Origin of the sequence: Streptomyces sp. NPDC046261, assembly GCF_040646235.1 — a bacterium.
GTDB lineage: Bacteria > Actinomycetota > Actinomycetes > Streptomycetales > Streptomycetaceae > Streptomyces.
This window is the reverse complement of sequence record NZ_JBEYZU010000013.1, coordinates 139,409-158,318: the sequence shown is the minus strand read 5'-3', so window position 1 is coordinate 158,318 and position 18,910 is coordinate 139,409. Positions and strand designations below refer to the sequence as shown.

Sequence of the window (18,910 nt, the reverse complement as noted above, 5' to 3'; positions counted from 1 at the left end):
TACCGGGCGTGGGAGGGGCCCAGCACCACGAGGCTCAGGGGGCGGGCCTGGCCATGGCGGCCACGAAGGCGCGCTCGACGTCGGAGGTGGACAGCACGCCGTAGACCTCGCCGCCGGCCTCGACGACCAGGTACTCCGTGGCGGGAGTGGCGCGCAGGGTCTCCAGGAGCTCCTCGCCGCACAGGTCGGCGGACAGCCGCATGCCCTCCTTGAGGTCCTGGGCGAGGGTGCCGACCTCCACCCAGGGGCGGCGGTGCTCGGGGATGCCGACGATGGCGGCCTCGCGGACCAGGGCGGTGGGGTTGCCCTGCCCGTCGACGACGACCAGGGCACGGGCGCCGGCCTCGTTGGCGCGGCGCAGGGCCTCGGAGAGCGGGGTGGCGGCCTGGACGGGCACGGCACGGCGGGTGAGCGCGCGGGCGCGCAGGGCGGGCAGGTGTTCGCGCAGCCGGGCCATGCGCAGGCTGTTGCCGGCGCCGGTCCAGATGATGGCGGCGAGGATCGCGGCGAGCAGGGCGTCGGTGAGCATGTCGACGCCGCCGGGGTCGTCGGACTCGCCGCCGATGCCGCGGGTGAGCATCGGCAGGCCGACGAGGACGGCGACGGCGAGGGCCCGGCCGACCCAGGCGGCGGCGACGGTGCCGGTCATGGGCTTGCCGCTGATCTTCCAGACGACGGCGCGGAGCATGCGGCCGCCGTCCAGGGGCAGGCCGGGCAGCAGGTTGAAGACGGCGACGAGCAGGTTGGAGATCATCAGCCCGGCGAGCAGCACGCCGGGCACCGAGTCGGGCTGGACCGCGAGCAGGCCGAGGTAGAAGACGCCCGCCAGGAGCAGGGAGAGCAGGGGGCCGACGAAGGCGAGGACGAACTCGCGGCCCGGGGTCTCGCTCTCCTTCTCGATCTCGGAGACGCCGCCGAAGAACTGCAGCTGGATGCGGCGCACGGGGAGCTTGAAGCGCAGGGCCGCCACGGTGTGGGCGAGCTCGTGGACGAGGACGGAGGCGTAGAAGGCGACGGCGAAGAAGAGGGCGACCAGATAGCGGGCGCGGCCGAGCTCGGGCAGGACGCGGTCGAGCTGGCCGCCGAAGACCCAGGTGATCAGGGCGGCGACCAGGAACCAGCTGGGGGCGACGTAGACGGGCACGCCGAAGGGGCGGCCCATGAGGATGCCGCCGCCGGCCTCGCGCGGGCGCTGCGGCTTGCGGTCCCCGGGCCCGGCCGGTCGGCCCGCGCCCCCGCCGCCGGATTGGCCCTGCCCGCTGTTGTCCACGGTGTCCCCTCGTCGGATCCGGCCCCCCGCACCCGCCTGGTGCGCTGTCACGATCATGCAGTGCGAGGTGGTCTACCGTCGATGGTATGCGCCCGACTGTCAGTGACGGGCCGTAGGGTCTCTGTCATGGATACCGCCACCGACCATTCCGCCGGGCAGGCCGACGAGCCGGCCGGGGACCGCTCCGCCGCCCCGTCGGGGGCCGTGCGCCCGGCCTCGCTGTCGCCGTCGCGCGCGGCCGATTTCATGCGGTGCCCGTTGCTCTACCGCTTCCGGGTGATCGACAGGCTGCCGGAGAAGCCGAGCCCGGCCGCCACCCGGGGCACGGTGGTGCACGCGGTGCTGGAGCGGCTCTTCGACGCCCCGGCGGCCGAGCGGACGGCGCCGAGGGCCCGCTCCCTGGTGCCGGGCGAGTGGGAGAAGCTGCTGGCGGCGCGGCCGGAGCTGGCGCAGCTCTTCCACCGGGAGGACGGCTCGCACGATCCGGACCGGCTGGCGAGGTGGCTGGGGGACGCGGAGCGGCTGGTCGAGCGCTGGTTCGAGCTGGAGGACCCCACGCGGCTGGAGCCGGCCGAGCGCGAGCTCTTCGTGGAGACGGTGATCGAGGGCGCGGGCGCGGCGGGGCTGAAGCTGCGCGGCATCGTCGACCGGGTGGATGTGACGCCGGCCGGCGACGTGCGGATCGTGGACTACAAGACGGGCAAGGCCCCCGCCCCGCAGTACCGCGATGAGGCCCTGTTCCAGATGATGTTCTACGCCCTGGTGGTGTGGCGGCTGCGCGGCCGGGTGCCGCGCCGGCTGCAGCTGGTCTACCTGGGCAGCGGCGACGTGCTGACGTACGACCCGGTCGAGGCGGAGCTGCTGGGGGTCGAGCGCAAGCTGCGGGCCCTGTGGGAGGCGATCTCGCACGCCACCGAGACGGGCGACTGGCGGCCCAGGCCCACCAAGCTGTGCGGCTGGTGCGACCACCAGGCCCGGTGCCCGGAATTCGGCGGCACTCCCCCGCCCTACCCACTGCCCGTTCCAGGGCCGCGCGCGGAGACGGCCGCCGGACCGGCTGCCCCGGGCGAGGAGGCTCAGGGCAGAATGGACACGGTCTAGCGAAGGAGTTCTCCTGTGGCGATCCGCGTCCTATTGGTCGACGACCAGCCGCTGCTGCGCACCGGCTTCCGCATGATCCTGGAGGCCGAGCAGGACCTGGCGGTCGTCGGGGAGGCCGGGGACGGTCTGCAGGCGCTCGACCAGGTCCGGGCGCTGCAGCCCGATGTGGTGCTGATGGACATCCGGATGCCGCGCATGGACGGCGTCGAGGCGACCCGGCAGATCACCGGGCCGGAGCGCGACGGCCCGGCGAAGGTGCTGGTGCTCACCACCTTCGACCTCGACGAGTACGTGGTGGAGGCGCTGCGCGCGGGGGCCAGCGGGTTCCTGCTGAAGGACGCGCCCGCCCATGAGCTGGTGCAGGCGATCCGGGTGGTGGCGGGCGGCGAGGCGATGCTGGCGCCGAGCATCACCCGGCGGCTGCTGGACAAGTACGCCGGGCATCTGCCGTCGGGCGAGGAGCCGCTGCCCGACACCCTGCACACGCTGACCGAGCGTGAGGTCGAGGTGCTGAAGCTGGTCGCCCGCGGCTTGTCGAACGCGGAGATCGCGGCGGACCTGTTCGTCAGCGAGACGACGGTCAAGACGCATGTGGGGCATGTGCTGACGAAGCTGGGGCTGCGCGACCGCGTGCAGGCCGCCGTCTACGCCTATGAGAGCGGACTGGTACGCCCCGGCGCGCAGTAGCGGCACCGGGGCGTCCATGAGGGTTCGGGCTCAGGCCGTCATTCCTTGGCGGCCTTGCTGATCTCCCAGAACCGGAAGACGGTCGAGGCGTCGAGGGTCCACTGGAGACCGGAGATGCGGTTGTTGGCCACGGCGTACTGCTTGCCCTGCCACAGCGGCAGCAGCGGTACGTCGTCGGCGACGGTCTTCTGCAGCCTGATGAAGTCGCTGACGGTCGCCGGGCGGCTGCCCTGGGCGGCCGTGGCCGGCAGGATGCCGGCTATCTCCTTGGACTGGTAGTTGTTGCCGAGGACGTTGTCCTCGCCGAAGAACGGCGCCGTGAAGTTGTCGGGGTCCGGGTAGTCGGGGACCCAGCCCTTGACGTAGACGGCGTACTTGCCGGCCTCGATGCCCTTCTCGTACTCCTCCAGCGCGACGCTCTGGACGTCCGCGTCGAAGAGGCCGCTGGCGTTGAGCTGCTTGGCGATCTCCTGGAACTCGGCGACGGTGGCCGGGCCGTAACGGACCGGGGTGGCCCACAGGGTGAGCTTGACCTTGCCCGTGACGCCGGCGGACTTCAGGGCCTCGGCGGCCTTGTCCGGCCGCGGCCGGTCGCCGTAGACGTCGAAGAACGGCGTCTTGTGGCTGGTGATGCCGCTGGGGACGACCGAGTACAGCGGCTCGGCGGTGCGCTTGTAGACGTCCCGCACGAGGGTGCTGCGGTCCACCAGGTAGGCGATGGCCTTGCGGACACCGACCTTGCCGACCACCGGGTCCTTGGTGTTGAAGACCAGGTGCTGGACCTCGGCGCTGGTGCCCTCGACGACCTTGAGGCTGTTCTTGTCGCCCAGGCTGGCGGCCTCGAGGTCGGCGATGTCCTTCATGGCCAGACCACGGTAGGCGAGGTCGACGTCGCCCTTTTGGACGGCGGACTTCAGCGCGTCCTGCTGACCGTGGAAGAACTTGATGGTCATGCCGCTGTTCTGCACGGTCGCGGTGCCCTGGTAGGAGCTGTTGACCTTGAAGACGGCCTTGGACTTGTCGAAGGACGCCAGCTTGTAGACGCCGGAGCCGACAGCCTTGCCGTCGGTGCGGAGCTTGTCCGCCGGGTACTCGGTGTGGTCGACGATCGATCCCGCGCCGGAGGCTATCTTCTGCGGGAACGTGGCGTCGGGCCGCTTGAGGTGGAAGACGACGGTCTTCTTGTCCGGCGTCTTGATGTCCTGGATCGACGAGAGCATCGTCGACGCCGGACCGTTCTTGTCGTTGATCTTCAGCGTGCGGCGGAAGGAGAAGGCGACGTCCTCGGAGGTGAGGTCGTTGCCGTTGCTGAACTTCAGCCCGTCACGCAGCTCGCACTGGTAGATCGTGCTGGTCTCGTTCTTGAACTTGCAGTTCTTGGCGGCTTCCGGGACGGGCGTGGTGCTGCCCTTGGGGAAGGCCATCAGCGACTGGTAGACGTTGTTGAAGAGCAGCCAGGTGCCCGGGTCGTAACCGGATGCCGGGTCGGTGGTGTGCACCTCGTCCGACATTCCCATGACCACCGACTCCCCGGTGCCGGCCGCCTTGCCGTCTTCCGATCCGCACCCGCTGAGCAGGGCGGCGGCAAGCCCCGCGCCGAGCGGGGCGGCGAGCCACTGGTCACGTTTCCTCACGTGCACGTTCCTCACAGTTCTTGTGTCGCTGAAGAGACCGTCTGTTGCTGTAGAACTCGTTCTGTGGAGCTGGGGTGGTGCGGGTGAATCAGGTGGAGCGGGGTGTCACGCGCCGCGGCCGAGCTCCCACGGCTGCAGCTCGGAGGAGGCGTTCAGGGCCCACTCCGCACCGGTGACCTTGGTGCGGACCGCCACGTACTGCTTGCCCTGCCACAGCGGCAGCACCGGGACCTCGTCGGCGACGATTTCCTGGGCCTGCTGGAAGTACTTGGCGGCCCCGTCGCGCTGCGACGCCTGGCGCGACTGGGGGATCAGGTCCTCGATCTTGGAGTTCCGGTAGGCGGAACCGAGGAAGTTGTCCGGGCCGACGAACGGGGCGACGTAGTTGTCGGGGTCCGGGAAGTCGGGGAACCAGCCCATGCCGTAGACGGCGTACTTGCCCTTGGCGGCCTCGGGGCGGAAGTCCGCCCACTTCACGCCCTGGAGCTTGACGTTGAACAGGCCGCTGGAGTTCAGCTGCTTCTGCAGCGTCTTGAACGCCTTCTCGGTGGCCTTGCCGTAGTGGTCGGTGGTGTAGGTGAGGGTGATCGGCACGGCGGAGGTGACGTTGGCGCCGCGCAGGATCGAGCGCGCCTTGTCGACGCTGGGCTCGCCGTACTTGTTGGCGAAGGCGTTCTGGTGCCCGAGGATGCCGGTGGGAACCAGCGAGTACAGCGGCTCGCTCGTGCGGTTGTAGTTGTCACGCGTCAGGGCCTGACGGTCAATCAGCTGGGCCATCGCCTGGCGCACCGCCTTGGGCTTCACCGAGGAGTCCTCGGTGTTGAAGGCGAGGTAGCTGATCTCCTGGCCGGGCGACTCGATCAGGCGGACACCCTGGTCCGCGGAGGAGCGCAGCCGGTCGATCTGCTCGGGCAGTATGGCGCGGTTCATGATGTCGATGTCGCCGTCGGCGAGCGCCTTCTCCATCGCCTTGGAGTCGTCGTAGAAGCGCATCTCGACCTTGTCGTTCTGCATCTTCACCGAGCCCTTGTAGTCGGGGTTCCTGGTGAAGGTGGCCTTGACGACGCGGCCGTCCTTCTGGTCGGTCTTCAGGGTGTACGGGCCGGAGCCGACGGTCTTGAAGCCGTTGTCGAGCTTCTTCTTGTCGTAGGACTCGCTGTCGACGATGGCCGCGGCCGGGGTGGCGATCTTCTGCGGGAAGGTCGCGTCGGGCGACTTCAGGTGGAAGACGACCTCGCGCTCGCTGGGGGTCTCGACGGTGTCGATGTTGTTGAGCAGCGAGACGGGGCCGTTCTCGAAGTTGATGGCCCGGGCGCGGTCGATGGAGAACTTGACGTCCTCGGCGGTCAGCGCGTTGCCGTTGGAGAATTTCAGGCCGCTGCGCAGGGTGCAGCGGAACTGCTCGCTGTTGCGGTCGCCGAAGGAGCACTTCTCGGCCGCGTCGGCGACCGGCGCCGTGCCGGAGCGGGGCAGGCGCAGCAGCGTCTGGAAGGTGCTGTGGAGAACGTTCCAGGCGCCGATGTCGTACGCGGCGGCCGGGTCGAAGGGCGCGGGCGCGTCGGTGGTCTCCTCGAACCGGTCGGTGGTGCCGATGACGATGGCCTTGTCCCCGCCGGCTCCCCCACTCCCGCCACAGGCGACGAGCACGGGGGCCAGCAGGCCCGCCACGGCGGGCAGGACCAACGTCTTACGGTTCATTGTCTGGGGTTCTCCCTGTGGTGCGTTCGGTGCCCGGACCCTACCGATACCTGATGTGCTGGTCATACGGGCAGCCGTGAAGTTCTCGCGAAAAGATTAGTGCGCGTGGCCACCGGCGCCGGGACACGATGAAGTTGATGCGATATCACGTGGTGATAACAGCGGGCCCATGTCCGATATCCGGACGCCGGAACGATTCCGGCACCGGATGATCAATCGGGACACAAGGGTGCGCTTCAGCCCTCGTGAGAGCACTTCCGCGGGTGCGCAAGCCGACGCGCGGGCATCGGAATCGGTGACGAACGTCACTTCTTCCGGACCGCCGCCACCCGGGGGAATTCAGCCGCCGTATTCGTCACGGAAAACAATCGACCAAACGCCCAGAGTTCTTGGTCATTGTCTCCCGCACGCTCGGTGCACCCCTGCTGATCAGACGGTGATGAGGCCGCGGAGAAAAGAGAGATCGACTTCTTCGAGCGAGCCGACGACCGTGCGGCCCAGGGCCGGCGGGATCGGTGCGACGGAGGGCACCGCCACCACCCGGCACCCCGCGGCCTCCGCGGCGGTGACGCCCGTCATGGTGTCCTCCACGACCGCGCAGCGGGCCGGATCCACCCCCAGCCGGGCCGCGGCCAGCAGATAGGGGTCCGGGTGCGGCTTGGTACGGGCCAGCTCGTCGCCCGCGACGGTCAGGGTGAAGTGCTGCGGGCCCAGGCTGTGCAGCACCCGGTCGATGATCTGCCGGTGCGAGGCCGAGACCAGCGCCGTGGGCACCGAGTGGGCGGCCAGCTCGGCCAGCAGCCGCCGGGCGCCCGGCATCAGCGGCACACCCCGGACGATCATCTCCGCGAAGCGGGTGTTCAGCAGGGCGCTCAGCTCGGCGAGGGCGATCTTCGCGCCGGTCGCCTTGATCAGGAAGGAGGCGCTGCGCGTCATCGGGCCGCCGACCACGATCTCGCGCCACTCCTCCAGCAGCTGGTGGCCCAGCTCGGCGAAGACGGCGACTTCCACTTCCCACCAGAAGCCCTCGGTGTCGACCAGGGTGCCGTCCATGTCGAGCAGGACGGCCTGCAGGGCCGGTGCCGCCGAACGGGTGTCGACGACGGGGATGGTGCTGGTCATCCGCGCTCCTCCTGAGGGGACGAGAAGGCCGGCCCGCACACCCTGTGAAAGGGGTACGGACCGGCCTTCACCGGACCGACAAGTGTACGACCGACCGTCACCGTGCGTCGCGTCGATATTTCGCGTACCTCGGGCTACGCCAAGCGCCCGCGGCGGGGCTCAGCCCTCGCCCTCGGGGCCGTCCGCGTCCTCCTCGGGGGCCGGACCGGCGCTCTCGGCGCCGTCGCCGCCCGCCTCCTCGTCCCTGGCCTGCCGGCGCGGCGGGCGGGTCCGGCCGCTGGCGGTGTCGCGCAGGTAGGAGCCGTCCCGGCCGCCCTCGGTCAGACCGGGCTCGGCCGCCAGGCCGCCGGGCTGCCCCGGCTGGGCGGGGCCGGGCTGTCCGTCCCGGCGGCGCAGGTAGCGCTCGAACTCGCGGGCGATGGCCTCGCCGGACGCCTCGGGCAGGTCGGCGGTGTCCCGCGCCTCCTCCAGCGACTGCACGTACTCCGCGACCTCGCTGTCCTCGGCCGCCAGCTGGTCCACGCCCAGCTGCCAGGCCCGGGCGTCCTCCGGGAGCTCGCCCTGCGGGATGCGCAGGTCGATCAGGTCCTCCAGGCGGTTGAGCAGGGCCAGGGTGGCCTTCGGGTTCGGCGGCTGGGAGACGTAGTGCGGCACGGCGGCCCACAGGCTCACCGCCGGGACGCCGGCGTGGGTGCACGCCTCCTGGAGGATGCCGACGATGCCCGTCGGGCCCTCGTAGCGCGACTCCTCCAGGTCCAGGGTGCGGGCCAGGTCCGGGTCGGAGGTGACCCCGCTGACCGGCACGGGCCGGGTGTGCGGGGTGTCGCCGAGCAGCGAACCCAGGATCACGACCATCTCCACGCCCAGTTCGTGGGCGAAGCCCAGGATCTCGTTGCAGAAGGAGCGCCAGCGCATGCTCGGCTCGATGCCGCGCACGAGGACCAGGTCGCGGGACGCCCCCTTGCCCTCGGCCCCGCCCGTGCGCACCACGGACAGCCGGGTGGTCGGCCAGGTGATCTTGCGGACGCCGCCGTCGAGCCAGACCGTGGGCCGGTTGACCTGGAAGTCGTAGTAGTCCTCGGCGTCGAGCGCCGCGAAGACCTCGCCCTTCCACTCCCGGTCCAGGTGCGCGACCGCACTGGACGCGGCGTCACCGGCGTCGTTCCAGCCCTCGAAGGCACAGATCATGACCGGGTCGATCAGCTCGGGAACCCCCTCAAGCTCGATCACCCAGCGCCTCCTTCCGACCGGGGCGCACGGGGTGGTTCCGTGGCGCCGCGGTTGCCGTTCCGTGCAGTTGCGGTTGTCTTGCGTGTGCCCCAAGCCTACGACTTCGAAGACCCCCCTTCGCAGCCCCTGAGGGGGAGGGACTTTCAGCCACGCACGCCCCATCCGCCGCGGTAGGCACGCCAGTCCGCCTCGGTGGCCGCGAAGTCCACGTACAGGGCCATGCCGAACCGCTGCCTGCCGCGGTCCTCGCGGCCCAGGCCCAGCCGGGCGCCGCGCACGGCGGCCGCGGCCGTCTCGGCCCGGCTCTGGTGGCCCCAGTTGTCGGTGTGGTAGAAGGGCAGGCCCATCAGCAGGTCGGTCGTCGCCGGGGTCACCTGGAGGGCGAGCGCCGTCTGCCGGGCCACGTAGCCGCCGTAGAGGTTCTCCCAGGGCAGCGCGGTGTCGTACGACATGACCGCGATCTGGTCCACCCGGCGGGCGACCGTGCCGAAGTAGCTCTGGGTCCACCACTTCTTACTGCCCATCAGGCGAGCCGCGCTGTGCATCGAGGGCAGCGGGTCGATCTGCTGGGCGGCGATGGAGAGCACCCCGCCGGCGGACCGTACGGCCGGGCGCAGGGCGTCGAGCAGGGCGAGGAAGCCGGCGTCGCCGCTGGGCACGGGCTCCACGTCGATGTGCACGCCCTCGAAGCCCGCCCGCATCACCTGCCGGGCGCCGGCCACGACGGCGGCGCGGGCGGCCGGCGAGGCCAGCCACAGCCCCGGGCCGCCCGGACCGTCCACCAGCTTGTCGCCCAGCCACGCCTGCACCCGCACGCCCGGCAGCTCGCGGTGCACGGCCGCGATCAGCCAGGCGGCGTTGCGGTAGGCCGAGGCGGGCAGCGTGCCGTCGTGCTCCAGCGGCCCGGCGTGCACGTACAGGTCGCGGATACCGGTGTCGCCGATGCGCCGCTTGAGCCGGGCGAGGTCGGCGTCCCCGCGGCGGCCGTCGACCCAGGCGTGCCCCAGCCAGATCGCGTCCCGGCCGCGGGTGACCGCGTCCTCGGCGGGCGCCCCGGCGTACGAGGCCCGCAGCGCGCTGCCCGCCGTCACGACGGGGATGAGCACCAGCAGTACGAGGCCGAGCGCGCAGCGCACGGCGACGCGCTTGAGCAGCGCCCCGCGCCGGGTTTTTGGCCGGTTCATGTCGTCCCCCTCTTTCCTTTTCGAGGGACGTGTTCGAGCGCGCGTCGGTTGCGTGCGGCAGGCATGCGGAAGGGGAGGGGTGCCCGGGCACCCCTCCCCTTACCGGTACGCGTCCGCCCCCGCGGGGGAGCGTCAGCGCTTCTCGTTGAGCATGTCCTTGACGCGCGTGCGGACGTCCTCGTTGTCGAGGCCGCGGATCGTCAGGGTGGTGCGGCGACGCAGCACGTCGTCCACCGTCTCGGCCCACTCGTGGTCGCGGGCGTAGACGACCTGCGCCCAGATCTCCGGGCCGTCCTCGTGGATGCGCTCGCCGAGCTCGGGGTTCTCGTTGACCAGGCGCGCGATGTCGAAGGACAGCGAGCCGTAGTGCGTCGCCAGGTGGCGGGCGGTCAGCGGGTCCATGCGGTTGCCGGGCTCGCGGTCCACGAGCAGGCGGTGGGCGACCGCGTTGGGGTTGGCGACGCCGGGCAGCGGGGTGCGGCGGACCAGGGAGGAGATGGGCTCCATGTCCTCGGTCAGCGGGCTGCCGGGCACCTGCGCGAGCTTCTTCATGACGGTACGGCCGATGTGGCGGTAGGTCGTCCACTTGCCGCCGGCGACCGACAGCATGCCGCCGCGGCCCTCGGAGACGACGGTCTCGCGCTTGGCCTGGGCCACGTCACCGGGGCCGCCGGGCAGCACGCGCAGGCCGGCGAAGGCGTACGTCATCAGGGAGCGGTCGAGGTCCGCGTCCTGGATGGAGAAGGCCGCCTCGTCCAGGATCTGCTGGATGTCGGCCTCGGTGGCGTGCACGTCCGCCGGGTCGCCCTCGTAGGCCGTGTCGGTGGTGCCGAGCAGCAGCTGGTCCTCCCAGGGGAGGGCGAAGGTGATGCGGTACTTGTCGATCGGGGTGGCCATGGCGGCCCTCCACGGCGACTTGCGCTTCATCACGATGTGCGCGCCCTTGGAGAGGCGGATCGACGGGTTGGCGCCCTTGTCTTCCAGCTTGCGCAGGTGGTCCACCCACGGGCCGGTGGCGTTGAGGACGACGCGCGCGTCGATGCCGAACTCGGTACCGTCCATGCGGTCCTTGAGCTCCGCGCCGGTGACCTTGCCGTGCGTGAAGCGCAGGCCGGTCACCTCGGCGTGGTTGAGGACGACCGCGCCGGACTCGACGGCCGCGCGGACCGTCATGACGGCCACGCGGGAGTCGTTCATCTGGTGGTCGTAGTAGACCGCCACGGCCTTGAGGTTGTCCGTGCGCAGACCCGGGTTGTCGGCCTGGGCCTTGGCCGGGGAGATCACCTTGCCGACGCCGTCGCCGAAGGCGGACAGCGCCGAGTAGGCGAACACACCGGCGCCGAGCTTGGCCGCGCCCACCGGCCCGCCCTTGTAGACGGGCAGGTAGAAGGTGAGCGGGTTGACCAGGTGCGGGGCCACGTCCTTGGCCAGCACCCGGCGCTCGTGGTGGTTCTCCGCGACCAGCTTGACCGCGCCGGTCTGCAGGTAGCGCAGACCGCCGTGGACGAGCTTGGAGGACGCGGAGGAGGTGGCGCCGGCGAAGTCGCCGGCGTCCACCATGGCGACCCGCAGTCCGGACTGCGCGGCGTGCCAGGCGACCGAGGTGCCCAGGATGCCGCCGCCGATCACCAGGAGGTCGTACGTCGCGTTGGACAGCCGGTCCCGGGTCTCGGCGCGGCCCGGGTTGGTACCGGCAGCCGGGTGCGTTCCCAGGGTCGGAACGCTCTGCGGGGTGGTCATGATTACTCCTCGTCCTCGATCCAGCCCATGGTCCGCTCGACGGCCTTGAGCCAGCTCTTGTACTCGCGGTCACGCGTGTCCGCATCCATGCGGGGGGTCCACTCGGCGGCCCGGCGCCAGTTGGCGCGCAGCGCGTCGGTGTCCGGCCAGAAGCCGACGGCGAGGCCGGCGGCGTAGGCAGCGCCGAGGCAGGTGGTCTCCGCGACCATCGGGCGCACCACGGGGGCGTCCAGGAAGTCCGAGAGCGTCTGCATCAGCAAGTTGTTGGAGGTCATGCCGCCGTCGACCTTGAGCGCGGTCAGCTCGACGCCGGAGTCCTTGGTCATGGCGTCGGTGATCTCGCGGGTCTGCCAGGCGGTGGCCTCGAGCACGGCGCGGGCGATGTGCGCCTTGGTGACGTAGCGGGTCAGGCCCGCGATGACACCGCGCGCGTCGGAGCGCCAGTAGGGGGCGAACAGGCCGGAGAAGGCCGGCACGAAGTAGGCGCCGCCGTTGTCCTCGACGGAGCTGGCGAGCGTCTCGATCTCGGCCGCGCTCTTGATGAGGCCCATCTGGTCGCGCATCCACTGCACGAGGGAGCCGGTGACGGCGATGGAGCCCTCGAGGGCGTAGACCGGCTTCTCGTCGCCGATGCGGTAGCCGACGGTGGTCAGCAGGCCGTTGTAGGACTGGACGGGCTCGTCACCGGTGTTCATCAGCATGAAGGTGCCGGTGCCGTAGGTGGACTTGGCCTCGCCCTTGTCGTAGCAGGTCTGGCCGAAGAGGGCCGCCTGCTGGTCGCCGAGCGCGGAGGCGACGGGCACGCCGGCGAGGGCGCCGCCCTTGGCGGTGCCGTAGACCTCGGCGGAGGAGCGGATCTCCGGCAGAACGGCGGCCGGGATCTCCATGGAGGCCAGGATGCGCTCGTCCCACTCCAGGGAGCGCAGGTTCATCAGCATGGTGCGCGAGGCGTTGGTGACGTCCGTGACGTGCACGCCGCCGTCGACGCCGCCGGTGAGGTTCCAGATGACCCAGGAGTCCATCGTGCCGAAGAGGATGTCGCCGCGCTCGGCGCGCTCGCGCAGGCCCTCGACGTTGTCCAGCAGCCAGCGGACCTTCGGGCCGGAGAAGTAGGAGGCCAGCGGGAGGCCCGTCTCGCGGCGGAAGCGGTCCTGGCCGACGTTGCGGCCGAGCTCCTTGCACAGGGCGTCGGTGCGGGTGTCCTGCCAGACGATGGCGTTGTAGACCGGCTCGCCGGTGGTCCTGTCCCACATCAGCGTGGTCTCACGCTGGTTGGTGATGCCGATGGCCTTGACGTCGGCGGCGGTGATGCCCGCCTTCTCGACGGCACCGGCGACGACCTCCTGGACGTTGGTCCAGATCTCGACGGCGTCGTGCTCGACCCAGCCCGGCTTGGGGAAGATCTGCTCGTGCTCCTTCTGGTCGACGGAGACGATGCGTCCGTCGCGGTCGAAGACGATGCAGCGGGAGGAGGTGGTGCCCTGGTCGATCGCCGCGATGAACGGGCCGTGGCCGTGGGTGTCGGTCATGGGGAGTGTGCTCCTGAAATCTGAAGGGTCTCGGCGGGTGCTGGTCAGAACGCGATCTTGTGGATGCCTGCGGCGAGGGCGGCACCGACGAGCGGTCCGACCACCGGAACCCAGGCGTAGCCCCAGTCTGAACCGCCCTTGTTGGGCAGCGGCAGCAGCGCGTGCACGATGCGCGGGCCGAGGTCACGGGCGGGGTTGATGGCGTAACCGGTCGGGCCGCCGAGCGAGAGGCCGATGCCGACGACGACGAGGGCGACCATCAGGGTGCCGGTGCCGCTGACGGCCAGGCCCTTCGTCAGACCCATGGTGAGGATGAAGAGCACCAGGACGGCCGTGCCGATGATCTCGGTGACGAGGTTCTGCACCGCGTTACGGATCTCGGGGCCGGTGGAGAAGATACCGAGCACCGGGCCGGCCTGGGGGGTCGCGGTCTGGTCGACCATGCCCTCCTTGGGGTTCAGGGTCGCGACCAGCTCCGGGTCGGTCAGGTGGGCCCTGAACTGGCCGTAGTAGGCGAGCCACACCAGCGTCGCACCGATCATGGCGCCGAGCAGCTGGGAGCCGATGTAGAGCGGCACGTCGCTCCACTCGACCGCGCCGTCTATGGCGAGGCCGAAGGTGACGGCGGGGTTGAGGTGCGCGCCGGACTTGGTGCCGATGTAGGCACCGGCCAGCACGGCGAAGCCCCAGCCGAACGTGATGGCGAGCCATCCCGCGTTGAGCGCCTTGGAGCGCTTCAGGGTGACGGCGGCGCACACGCCGCCGCCGAGCAGGATCAATACTGCGGTACCGATGAGCTCACCGGTGAAGATGTCGGAGCTGGACACCCGCGACTCCTTTGTCCTTCGTCCAGGGGAAGGCGAACCCCGGGTCCCTCCGGCGGTCCGCGCCCTCCGAGAGGGCGTTGATCGGTCCCGTGGCAATGCACACCATAGCGAATATTGTCGTTAGGTGTTCGACAATGCCGACCGATGAACGGCAGCTTCCAGCACCGTCAAGGGCGCGTCAAGGGCTGTGTGACCGGAAACTCTCGGCCAACTGGCCGTAAATTTACGTTCGGATACCGACCGGTAACGGCCCGGTCTCGGCGCCTTTCCGGGCCCCTCGATTATCCGACCGGGCCACCGGTTTCAGAAGCGTCCCGCACCGAGATCCCGGGAGACCGCGCGGGCGCAGTCGCGGACGGCGGCCACCAGGCGCGCCCGCAGCTCGCCGTCCTCGCAGACCCGCTCCACGGCGCCGGTGATGCCCACCGCGCCCACGGGCATCCGCCGCCGGTCGTGGATGGGGGCGGCGAGGGACGCGACGCCCGCCCAGGTCTCCTCGACGTCCGCCGCCCAGCCCCGGGCGCGGGTCAGGTCCAGCACGCCCTCGAGGTCGGGCAGCGCCGTCACGGTCTGCGGGGTGAAGGCTTCGCGGTCGGCTTCGGCCACCTCGGCGTGGGCCACCGGGTCGTAAGCGCACAGCACCTTGCCCAGCGCGGTGCTGTGCAGCGGCTGCATCGCGCCGACCTCCAGCACCTGCCGGCTGTCGTCCGGGCGGAAGACGTGGTGGATGATCAGGACGCCCTGCTGGTGGAGCACGCCGAGATAGACGCTCTCACCGCTGGAACGGGCGAGGTCGTCGGCCCAGACCAGGGCGCGGGCCCGCAGTTCGTGCACGTCCAGGTAGCTGTTGCCCAGCCGCAGCAGCTCGGCCCCGAGCTGGTAGCGCCCGGAGGCGGGGTCCTGTTCGACGAACCCCTCCTGCTGCAGGGTCCGCAGGATGCCGTGCGCGGTCCCCTTCGCCAGCCCCAGCGCGGAGGCCACGTCGGACAGGCCGAGCCGCCGCTCGCCACCCGCGAGCAGCCGCAGCATCGCCGCCGCCCGTTCGAGCGACTGGATGGTCCGTGCCATCGAGCAACCTCCTCACACGCCGCCCGGCTTTCTCCGTTCGGCAATGCTGAACACTATCGGCCGATGCCGACCATGGGGTACAGCAACCGCCATGACCATGATCATCCAATGCGCGACGGCCGGTGAAACCGGGTGACTGCCCCTCGGACGACCATGGTGACCGAGGCGGTCCGCAGGGTGGGACGCCCCCTGCCTCCCACGATGCCGCCAGCTACGCTTGCCGCGTGCGCCCTCTGCAGGGAGGGCGTAAAGCCGACAGCCGTCGCACACCCGGGAGCACTTCCATGGCCTCGCATACGCCAGCGACCCCTTCCTCCGCCGCCCGAGCCGCGCAGTTGCGCGAAGCACTCGCCACCCGCGTGGTGGTGGCCGACGGAGCGATGGGCACGATGCTCCAGGCGCAGGACCCCAGCCTCGAGGACTTCCAGCAGCTCGAAGGCTGCAACGAGATCCTGAACGTCACCCGCCCGGACATCGTGCGCTCGGTGCACGAGGCCTACTTCGCGGTCGGCGTGGACTGTGTGGAGACCAATACCTTCGGCGCCAACCTCGCCGCCCTGGGTGAGTACGACATCCCCGGGCGCATCGTCGAGCTCTCCGAGGCCGGCGCCCGCATCGCCCGCGAGGTCGCGGACGAGTACACCGCCGGCGACGGCCGCGCCCGCTGGGTCCTGGGGTCCGTGGGACCGGGCACCAAGCTGCCGACCCTGGGTCACGCCCCGTACGTCAAGCTGCGCGACGCCTACCAGCAGAACGTCGAGGGCCTGGTCGCCGGCGGCGCCGACGCGATCCTGGTGGAGACCACCCAGGACCTGCTGCAGACCAAGGCATCCGTCATCGGCGCCCGGCGCGCCCTTCAGGCGGCGGGCGTGGACCTGCCGCTGCTGGTCCAGGTGACGGTCGAGACGACCGGCACCATGCTGCTCGGCTCCGAGATCGGCGCGGCGCTCACCGCCCTGGAGCCGCTGGGCATCGACATGATCGGCCTGAACTGCGCGACGGGCCCCGCCGAGATGAGCGAGCACCTGCGCTACCTCTCCCGGCACGCCCGCACCCGCGTCTCCGCCATGCCCAACGCCGGCCTGCCGGTCCTCGGCAAGAACGGCGCCCACTACCCGCTGACGCCGCGGGAGCTGGCGGACGCGCACGAGACATTCGTACGGGAGTACGGGCTCTCCTTGGTCGGCGGCTGCTGCGGCACCACGCCCGAGCACCTGCGCCAGGTCGTCGAGCGGGTGCGGGACCTCACGCCCACCGAGCGCAGCCCGCGCCCCGAGCCCGGCGCCTCCTCGCTGTACCAGACCGTCCCCTTCCGTCAGGACACCTCCTACCTGGCCATCGGCGAGCGGACGAACGCCAACGGCTCGAAGAAGTTCCGCGAGGCCATGCTGGCCGGCCGCTGGGACGACTGCGTGGAGATGGCCCGCGACCAGATCCGCGAGGGCGCGCACCTGCTCGACGTGTGCGTCGACTACGTCGGCCGGGACGGCGTCGCCGACATGGCCGAGATCGCCGGGCGCTTCGCGACGGCCTCCACACTGCCGCTGGTGCTGGACTCCACCGAGCCGGCGGTCATCCAGGCGGGCCTGGAGAAGCTGGGCGGCCGGGCGGTGATCAACTCCGTCAACTACGAGGACGGCGACGGACCCGACTCCCGCTTCGCGAGGATCACCCGGCTGGCCGTCGAGCACGGCGCCGCGCTGATCGCGCTGACGATCGACGAGGACGGGCAGGCCCGTACGCCCGAGCACAAGGTCGCCGTCGCCGAGCGGCTGATCGCCGACCTCACCGGGAACTGGGGGGTGCGGGAGTCGGACATCATCGTCGACTGCCTCACCTTCACCATCGCCACCGGGCAGGAGGAGTCCCGCAAGGACGGCATCGCCACGATCGAGGCGATCAGGGAGCTCAAGCGCCGGCACCCGGACGTCCAGACGACGCTGGGCCTGTCCAACATCTCCTTCGGCCTCAACCCGGCCGCCCGCATGGTGCTGAACTCCGTCTTCCTCAACGAGTGCGTCGAGGCGGGCCTGGACTCGGCCATCGTGCACGCGAGCAAGATCCTGCCCATCGCCCGGCTGGAGGAGGAGCAGCGCGAGGTCGCCCTCGACCTGATCTACGACCGGCGCCGCGAGGGGTACGACCCGCTGCAGCGGTTCCTGGAGCTGTTCGAGGGCGTGGACACCAAGTCCATGAAGGCGGGCAAGGCGGAGGAGCTGGCCGCGCTGCCGCTGGAGGAGCGGCTGCGGCGACGCGTCATCGACGGCGAGAAGAACGGCCTGGAGGCCGACCTGGACGAGGCACTGCTGACCCGTCCGGCGCTGGCGATCGTCAACGACACGCTGCTGGAGGGCATGAAGGTCGTCGGCGAGCTCTTCGGCTCCGGCCAGATGCAGCTGCCGTTCGTGCTGCAGTCGGCGGAGGTGATGAAGAACGCCGTCGCCTATCTCGAGCCGCACATGGAGAAGTCGGACGCCGAGGGCAAGGGCACGATCGTCCTGGCCACGGTGCGCGGCGACGTCCACGACATCGGCAAGAACCTCGTCGACATCATCCTGTCCAACAACGGCTACAACGTCGTCAACCTCGGCATCAAGCAGCCGGTCTCGGCGATCCTGGAGGCCGCCGAGGAGCACAAGGCGGACGTCATCGGGATGTCCGGGCTCCTGGTGAAGTCGACCGTGATCATGAAGGAGAACCTGGAGGAGCTCAACCAGCGCAAGCTGGCGGCGACCTACCCGGTGATCCTGGGCGGTGCGGCGCTGACCCGCGCCTACGTCGAGCAGGACCTGCACGAGATCTACGAGGGCGAGGTGCGCTACGCCCGCGACGCGTTCGAGGGGCTGCGCCTGATGGACGCGCTGATCGCGGTCAAGCGCGGTGTGCCGGGTGCGGCGCTGCCGGAGCTCAAGCAGCGTCGGGTGCCCAAGCGGGACGTGACCGCCGTACTGGAGGTCGAGGAGCCGGAGGGCTCCGTGCGCTCGGACGTCGCGGTGGACAACCGCGTCCCGGAGCCGCCCTTCTGGGGGACACGGGTCGTCAAGGGCATTCCGCTGAAGGACTACGCCTCCTGGCTGGACGAGGGCGCCCTGTTCAAGGGCCAGTGGGGCCTGAAGCAGGCCCGTACGACCGGCCCCACGTACGAGGAGCTGGTCGAGACCGAGGGCCGGCCGCGGCTGCGCGGCTGGCTGGACAAGCTCCACACGGAGAACCTGCTGGAGGCGGCCGTCGTCTACGGCTACTTCCCGTGCGTGAGCAAGGGCGACGACCTGATCCTGCTGCACGAGGACGGCACCGAGCGCACCCGCTTCACGTTCCCGCGCCAGCGGCGCGGCCGCCGGCTGTGCCTGGCGGACTACTTCCGCCCGGAGGACTCCGGCGAGCGGGACGTGATCGGCCTCCAGGTGGTCACGGTCGGATCCCGCATCGGCGAGGCGACGGCAAAGCTCTTCGCCGAGGACGCCTACCGCGACTATCTGGAACTGCACGGCCTGTCCGTGCAGCTGGCGGAAGCGCTGGCCGAGTACTGGCACGCGCGCGTCCGCTCCGAACTGGGCTTCGGCGACGAGGACCCGGACGACGTGGAAGACATGTTCGCCCTGAAGTACCGGGGCGCCCGCTTCTCCCTGGGCTACGGCGCCTGCCCGAACCTCGAGGACCGCGCCAAGATCGCGGACCTGCTGCGGCCGGAGCGGATCGGCGTCCAGCTGTCGGAGGAGTTCCAGCTGCACCCGGAGCAGTCGACGGACGCGATGGTGATCCACCACCCGGAGGCGAAGTACTTCAACGCGCGGTAGCGCGGGCGCGGCCGGAGGCATTA

At 70.7% G+C, this 18,910-nt stretch carries 13 protein-coding genes; 3 read left to right on the top strand and 10 right to left on the bottom strand.

Annotated features, from left to right (window positions below; genetic code table 11):
- Positions 1 to 34: 34 nt before the first annotated feature.
- Positions 35 to 1,270 carry a site-2 protease family protein gene (locus ABZ956_RS22370; protein ID WP_361896326.1) on the bottom strand — a complete coding sequence of 412 codons (1,236 nt, stop codon included), beginning with the start codon at positions 1,268 to 1,270 and terminating at the stop codon, positions 35 to 37.
- An 81-nt stretch (positions 1,271 to 1,351) separates the two neighbouring features.
- Between ABZ956_RS22370 and ABZ956_RS22365 the strand changes: the two genes are divergently transcribed.
- Together ABZ956_RS22365 and ABZ956_RS22360 are read left to right on the top strand one after the other, a co-directional pair.
- Entirely contained in the window at positions 1,352 to 2,371 is a 1,020-nt protein-coding gene (locus tag ABZ956_RS22365) for a PD-(D/E)XK nuclease family protein (protein WP_361896323.1), read from the top strand.
- Positions 2,372 to 2,386: 15 nt separating this feature from the next.
- The gene (locus tag ABZ956_RS22360; RefSeq protein ID WP_071961902.1) at positions 2,387 to 3,058 is read left to right on the top strand and encodes a response regulator transcription factor; all 672 of its coding nucleotides are present in this window, start codon (positions 2,387 to 2,389) and stop codon (positions 3,056 to 3,058) included.
- Between the two features lie 38 nt (positions 3,059 to 3,096).
- On the opposite strand, the gene ABZ956_RS22355 is transcribed toward ABZ956_RS22360, so the two are convergent.
- From ABZ956_RS22355 to ABZ956_RS22315, 9 genes are all read right to left on the bottom strand, one after another.
- Entirely contained in the window at positions 3,097 to 4,692 is a 1,596-nt protein-coding gene (locus tag ABZ956_RS22355) for an ABC transporter substrate-binding protein (RefSeq protein ID WP_361896319.1), read from the bottom strand.
- 105 nt (positions 4,693 to 4,797) lie between these two features.
- On the bottom strand, positions 4,798 to 6,390 hold the full coding sequence (locus ABZ956_RS22350; protein WP_361896316.1) for an ABC transporter substrate-binding protein: 1,593 nt from the start codon (positions 6,388 to 6,390) through the stop codon (positions 4,798 to 4,800).
- A gap of 429 nt (positions 6,391 to 6,819) precedes the next feature.
- Positions 6,820 to 7,512, bottom strand: coding sequence for an HAD family phosphatase (locus tag ABZ956_RS22345; protein ID WP_361896313.1), 693 nt, complete (start codon positions 7,510 to 7,512; stop codon positions 6,820 to 6,822).
- Between the two features lie 159 nt (positions 7,513 to 7,671).
- The gene (locus tag ABZ956_RS22340) at positions 7,672 to 8,742 is read right to left on the bottom strand and encodes a PAC2 family protein (protein ID WP_361896310.1); all 1,071 of its coding nucleotides are present in this window, start codon (positions 8,740 to 8,742) and stop codon (positions 7,672 to 7,674) included.
- 143 nt (positions 8,743 to 8,885) lie between these two features.
- A complete protein-coding gene (locus ABZ956_RS22335) occupies positions 8,886 to 9,926 on the bottom strand; it encodes a glycosyl hydrolase family 18 protein (RefSeq protein ID WP_361896307.1) in 1,041 nt (346 codons plus the stop codon).
- Between the two features lie 132 nt (positions 9,927 to 10,058).
- Positions 10,059 to 11,666 (bottom strand): glycerol-3-phosphate dehydrogenase/oxidase, encoded by a 1,608-nt coding sequence (locus ABZ956_RS22330; RefSeq protein ID WP_361896304.1) that lies wholly within the window; start codon positions 11,664 to 11,666, stop codon positions 10,059 to 10,061.
- Between the two features lie 2 nt (positions 11,667 to 11,668).
- Positions 11,669 to 13,195 (bottom strand): glycerol kinase GlpK, encoded by a 1,527-nt coding sequence (glpK, locus tag ABZ956_RS22325; RefSeq protein ID WP_361896301.1) that lies wholly within the window; start codon positions 13,193 to 13,195, stop codon positions 11,669 to 11,671.
- A gap of 44 nt (positions 13,196 to 13,239) precedes the next feature.
- The gene (locus ABZ956_RS22320) at positions 13,240 to 14,022 is read right to left on the bottom strand and encodes an MIP/aquaporin family protein (RefSeq protein ID WP_361896299.1); all 783 of its coding nucleotides are present in this window, start codon (positions 14,020 to 14,022) and stop codon (positions 13,240 to 13,242) included.
- 303 nt (positions 14,023 to 14,325) lie between these two features.
- Positions 14,326 to 15,090 (bottom strand): IclR family transcriptional regulator, encoded by a 765-nt coding sequence (locus ABZ956_RS22315; RefSeq protein WP_361896296.1) that lies wholly within the window; start codon positions 15,088 to 15,090, stop codon positions 14,326 to 14,328.
- A 284-nt stretch (positions 15,091 to 15,374) separates the two neighbouring features.
- Between ABZ956_RS22315 and metH the strand changes: the two genes are divergently transcribed.
- Positions 15,375 to 18,887 (top strand): methionine synthase, encoded by a 3,513-nt coding sequence (gene metH, locus ABZ956_RS22310; protein ID WP_361896293.1) that lies wholly within the window; start codon positions 15,375 to 15,377, stop codon positions 18,885 to 18,887.
- The last annotated feature ends 23 nt before the right edge of the window (positions 18,888 to 18,910 follow it).

Coding starts and splice junctions, on each gene's coding strand:
- ABZ956_RS22365 (WP_361896323.1), top strand. CDS start 1,352: ATGGTATGCGCCCGACTGTCAGTGACGGGCCGTAGGGTCTCTGTCATG.
- ABZ956_RS22350 (WP_361896316.1), bottom strand. CDS start 6,390: ATGAACCGTAAGACGTTGGTCCTGCCCGCCGTGGCGGGCCTGCTGGCC.
- ABZ956_RS22345 (WP_361896313.1), bottom strand. CDS start 7,512: ATGACCAGCACCATCCCCGTCGTCGACACCCGTTCGGCGGCACCGGCC.
- ABZ956_RS22335 (WP_361896307.1), bottom strand. CDS start 9,926: ATGAACCGGCCAAAAACCCGGCGCGGGGCGCTGCTCAAGCGCGTCGCC.
- ABZ956_RS22330 (WP_361896304.1), bottom strand. CDS start 11,666: ATGACCACCCCGCAGAGCGTTCCGACCCTGGGAACGCACCCGGCTGCC.
- glpK (WP_361896301.1), bottom strand. CDS start 13,195: ATGACCGACACCCACGGCCACGGCCCGTTCATCGCGGCGATCGACCAG.
- ABZ956_RS22315 (WP_361896296.1), bottom strand. CDS start 15,090: ATGGCACGGACCATCCAGTCGCTCGAACGGGCGGCGGCGATGCTGCGG.
- metH (WP_361896293.1), top strand. CDS start 15,375: ATGGCCTCGCATACGCCAGCGACCCCTTCCTCCGCCGCCCGAGCCGCG.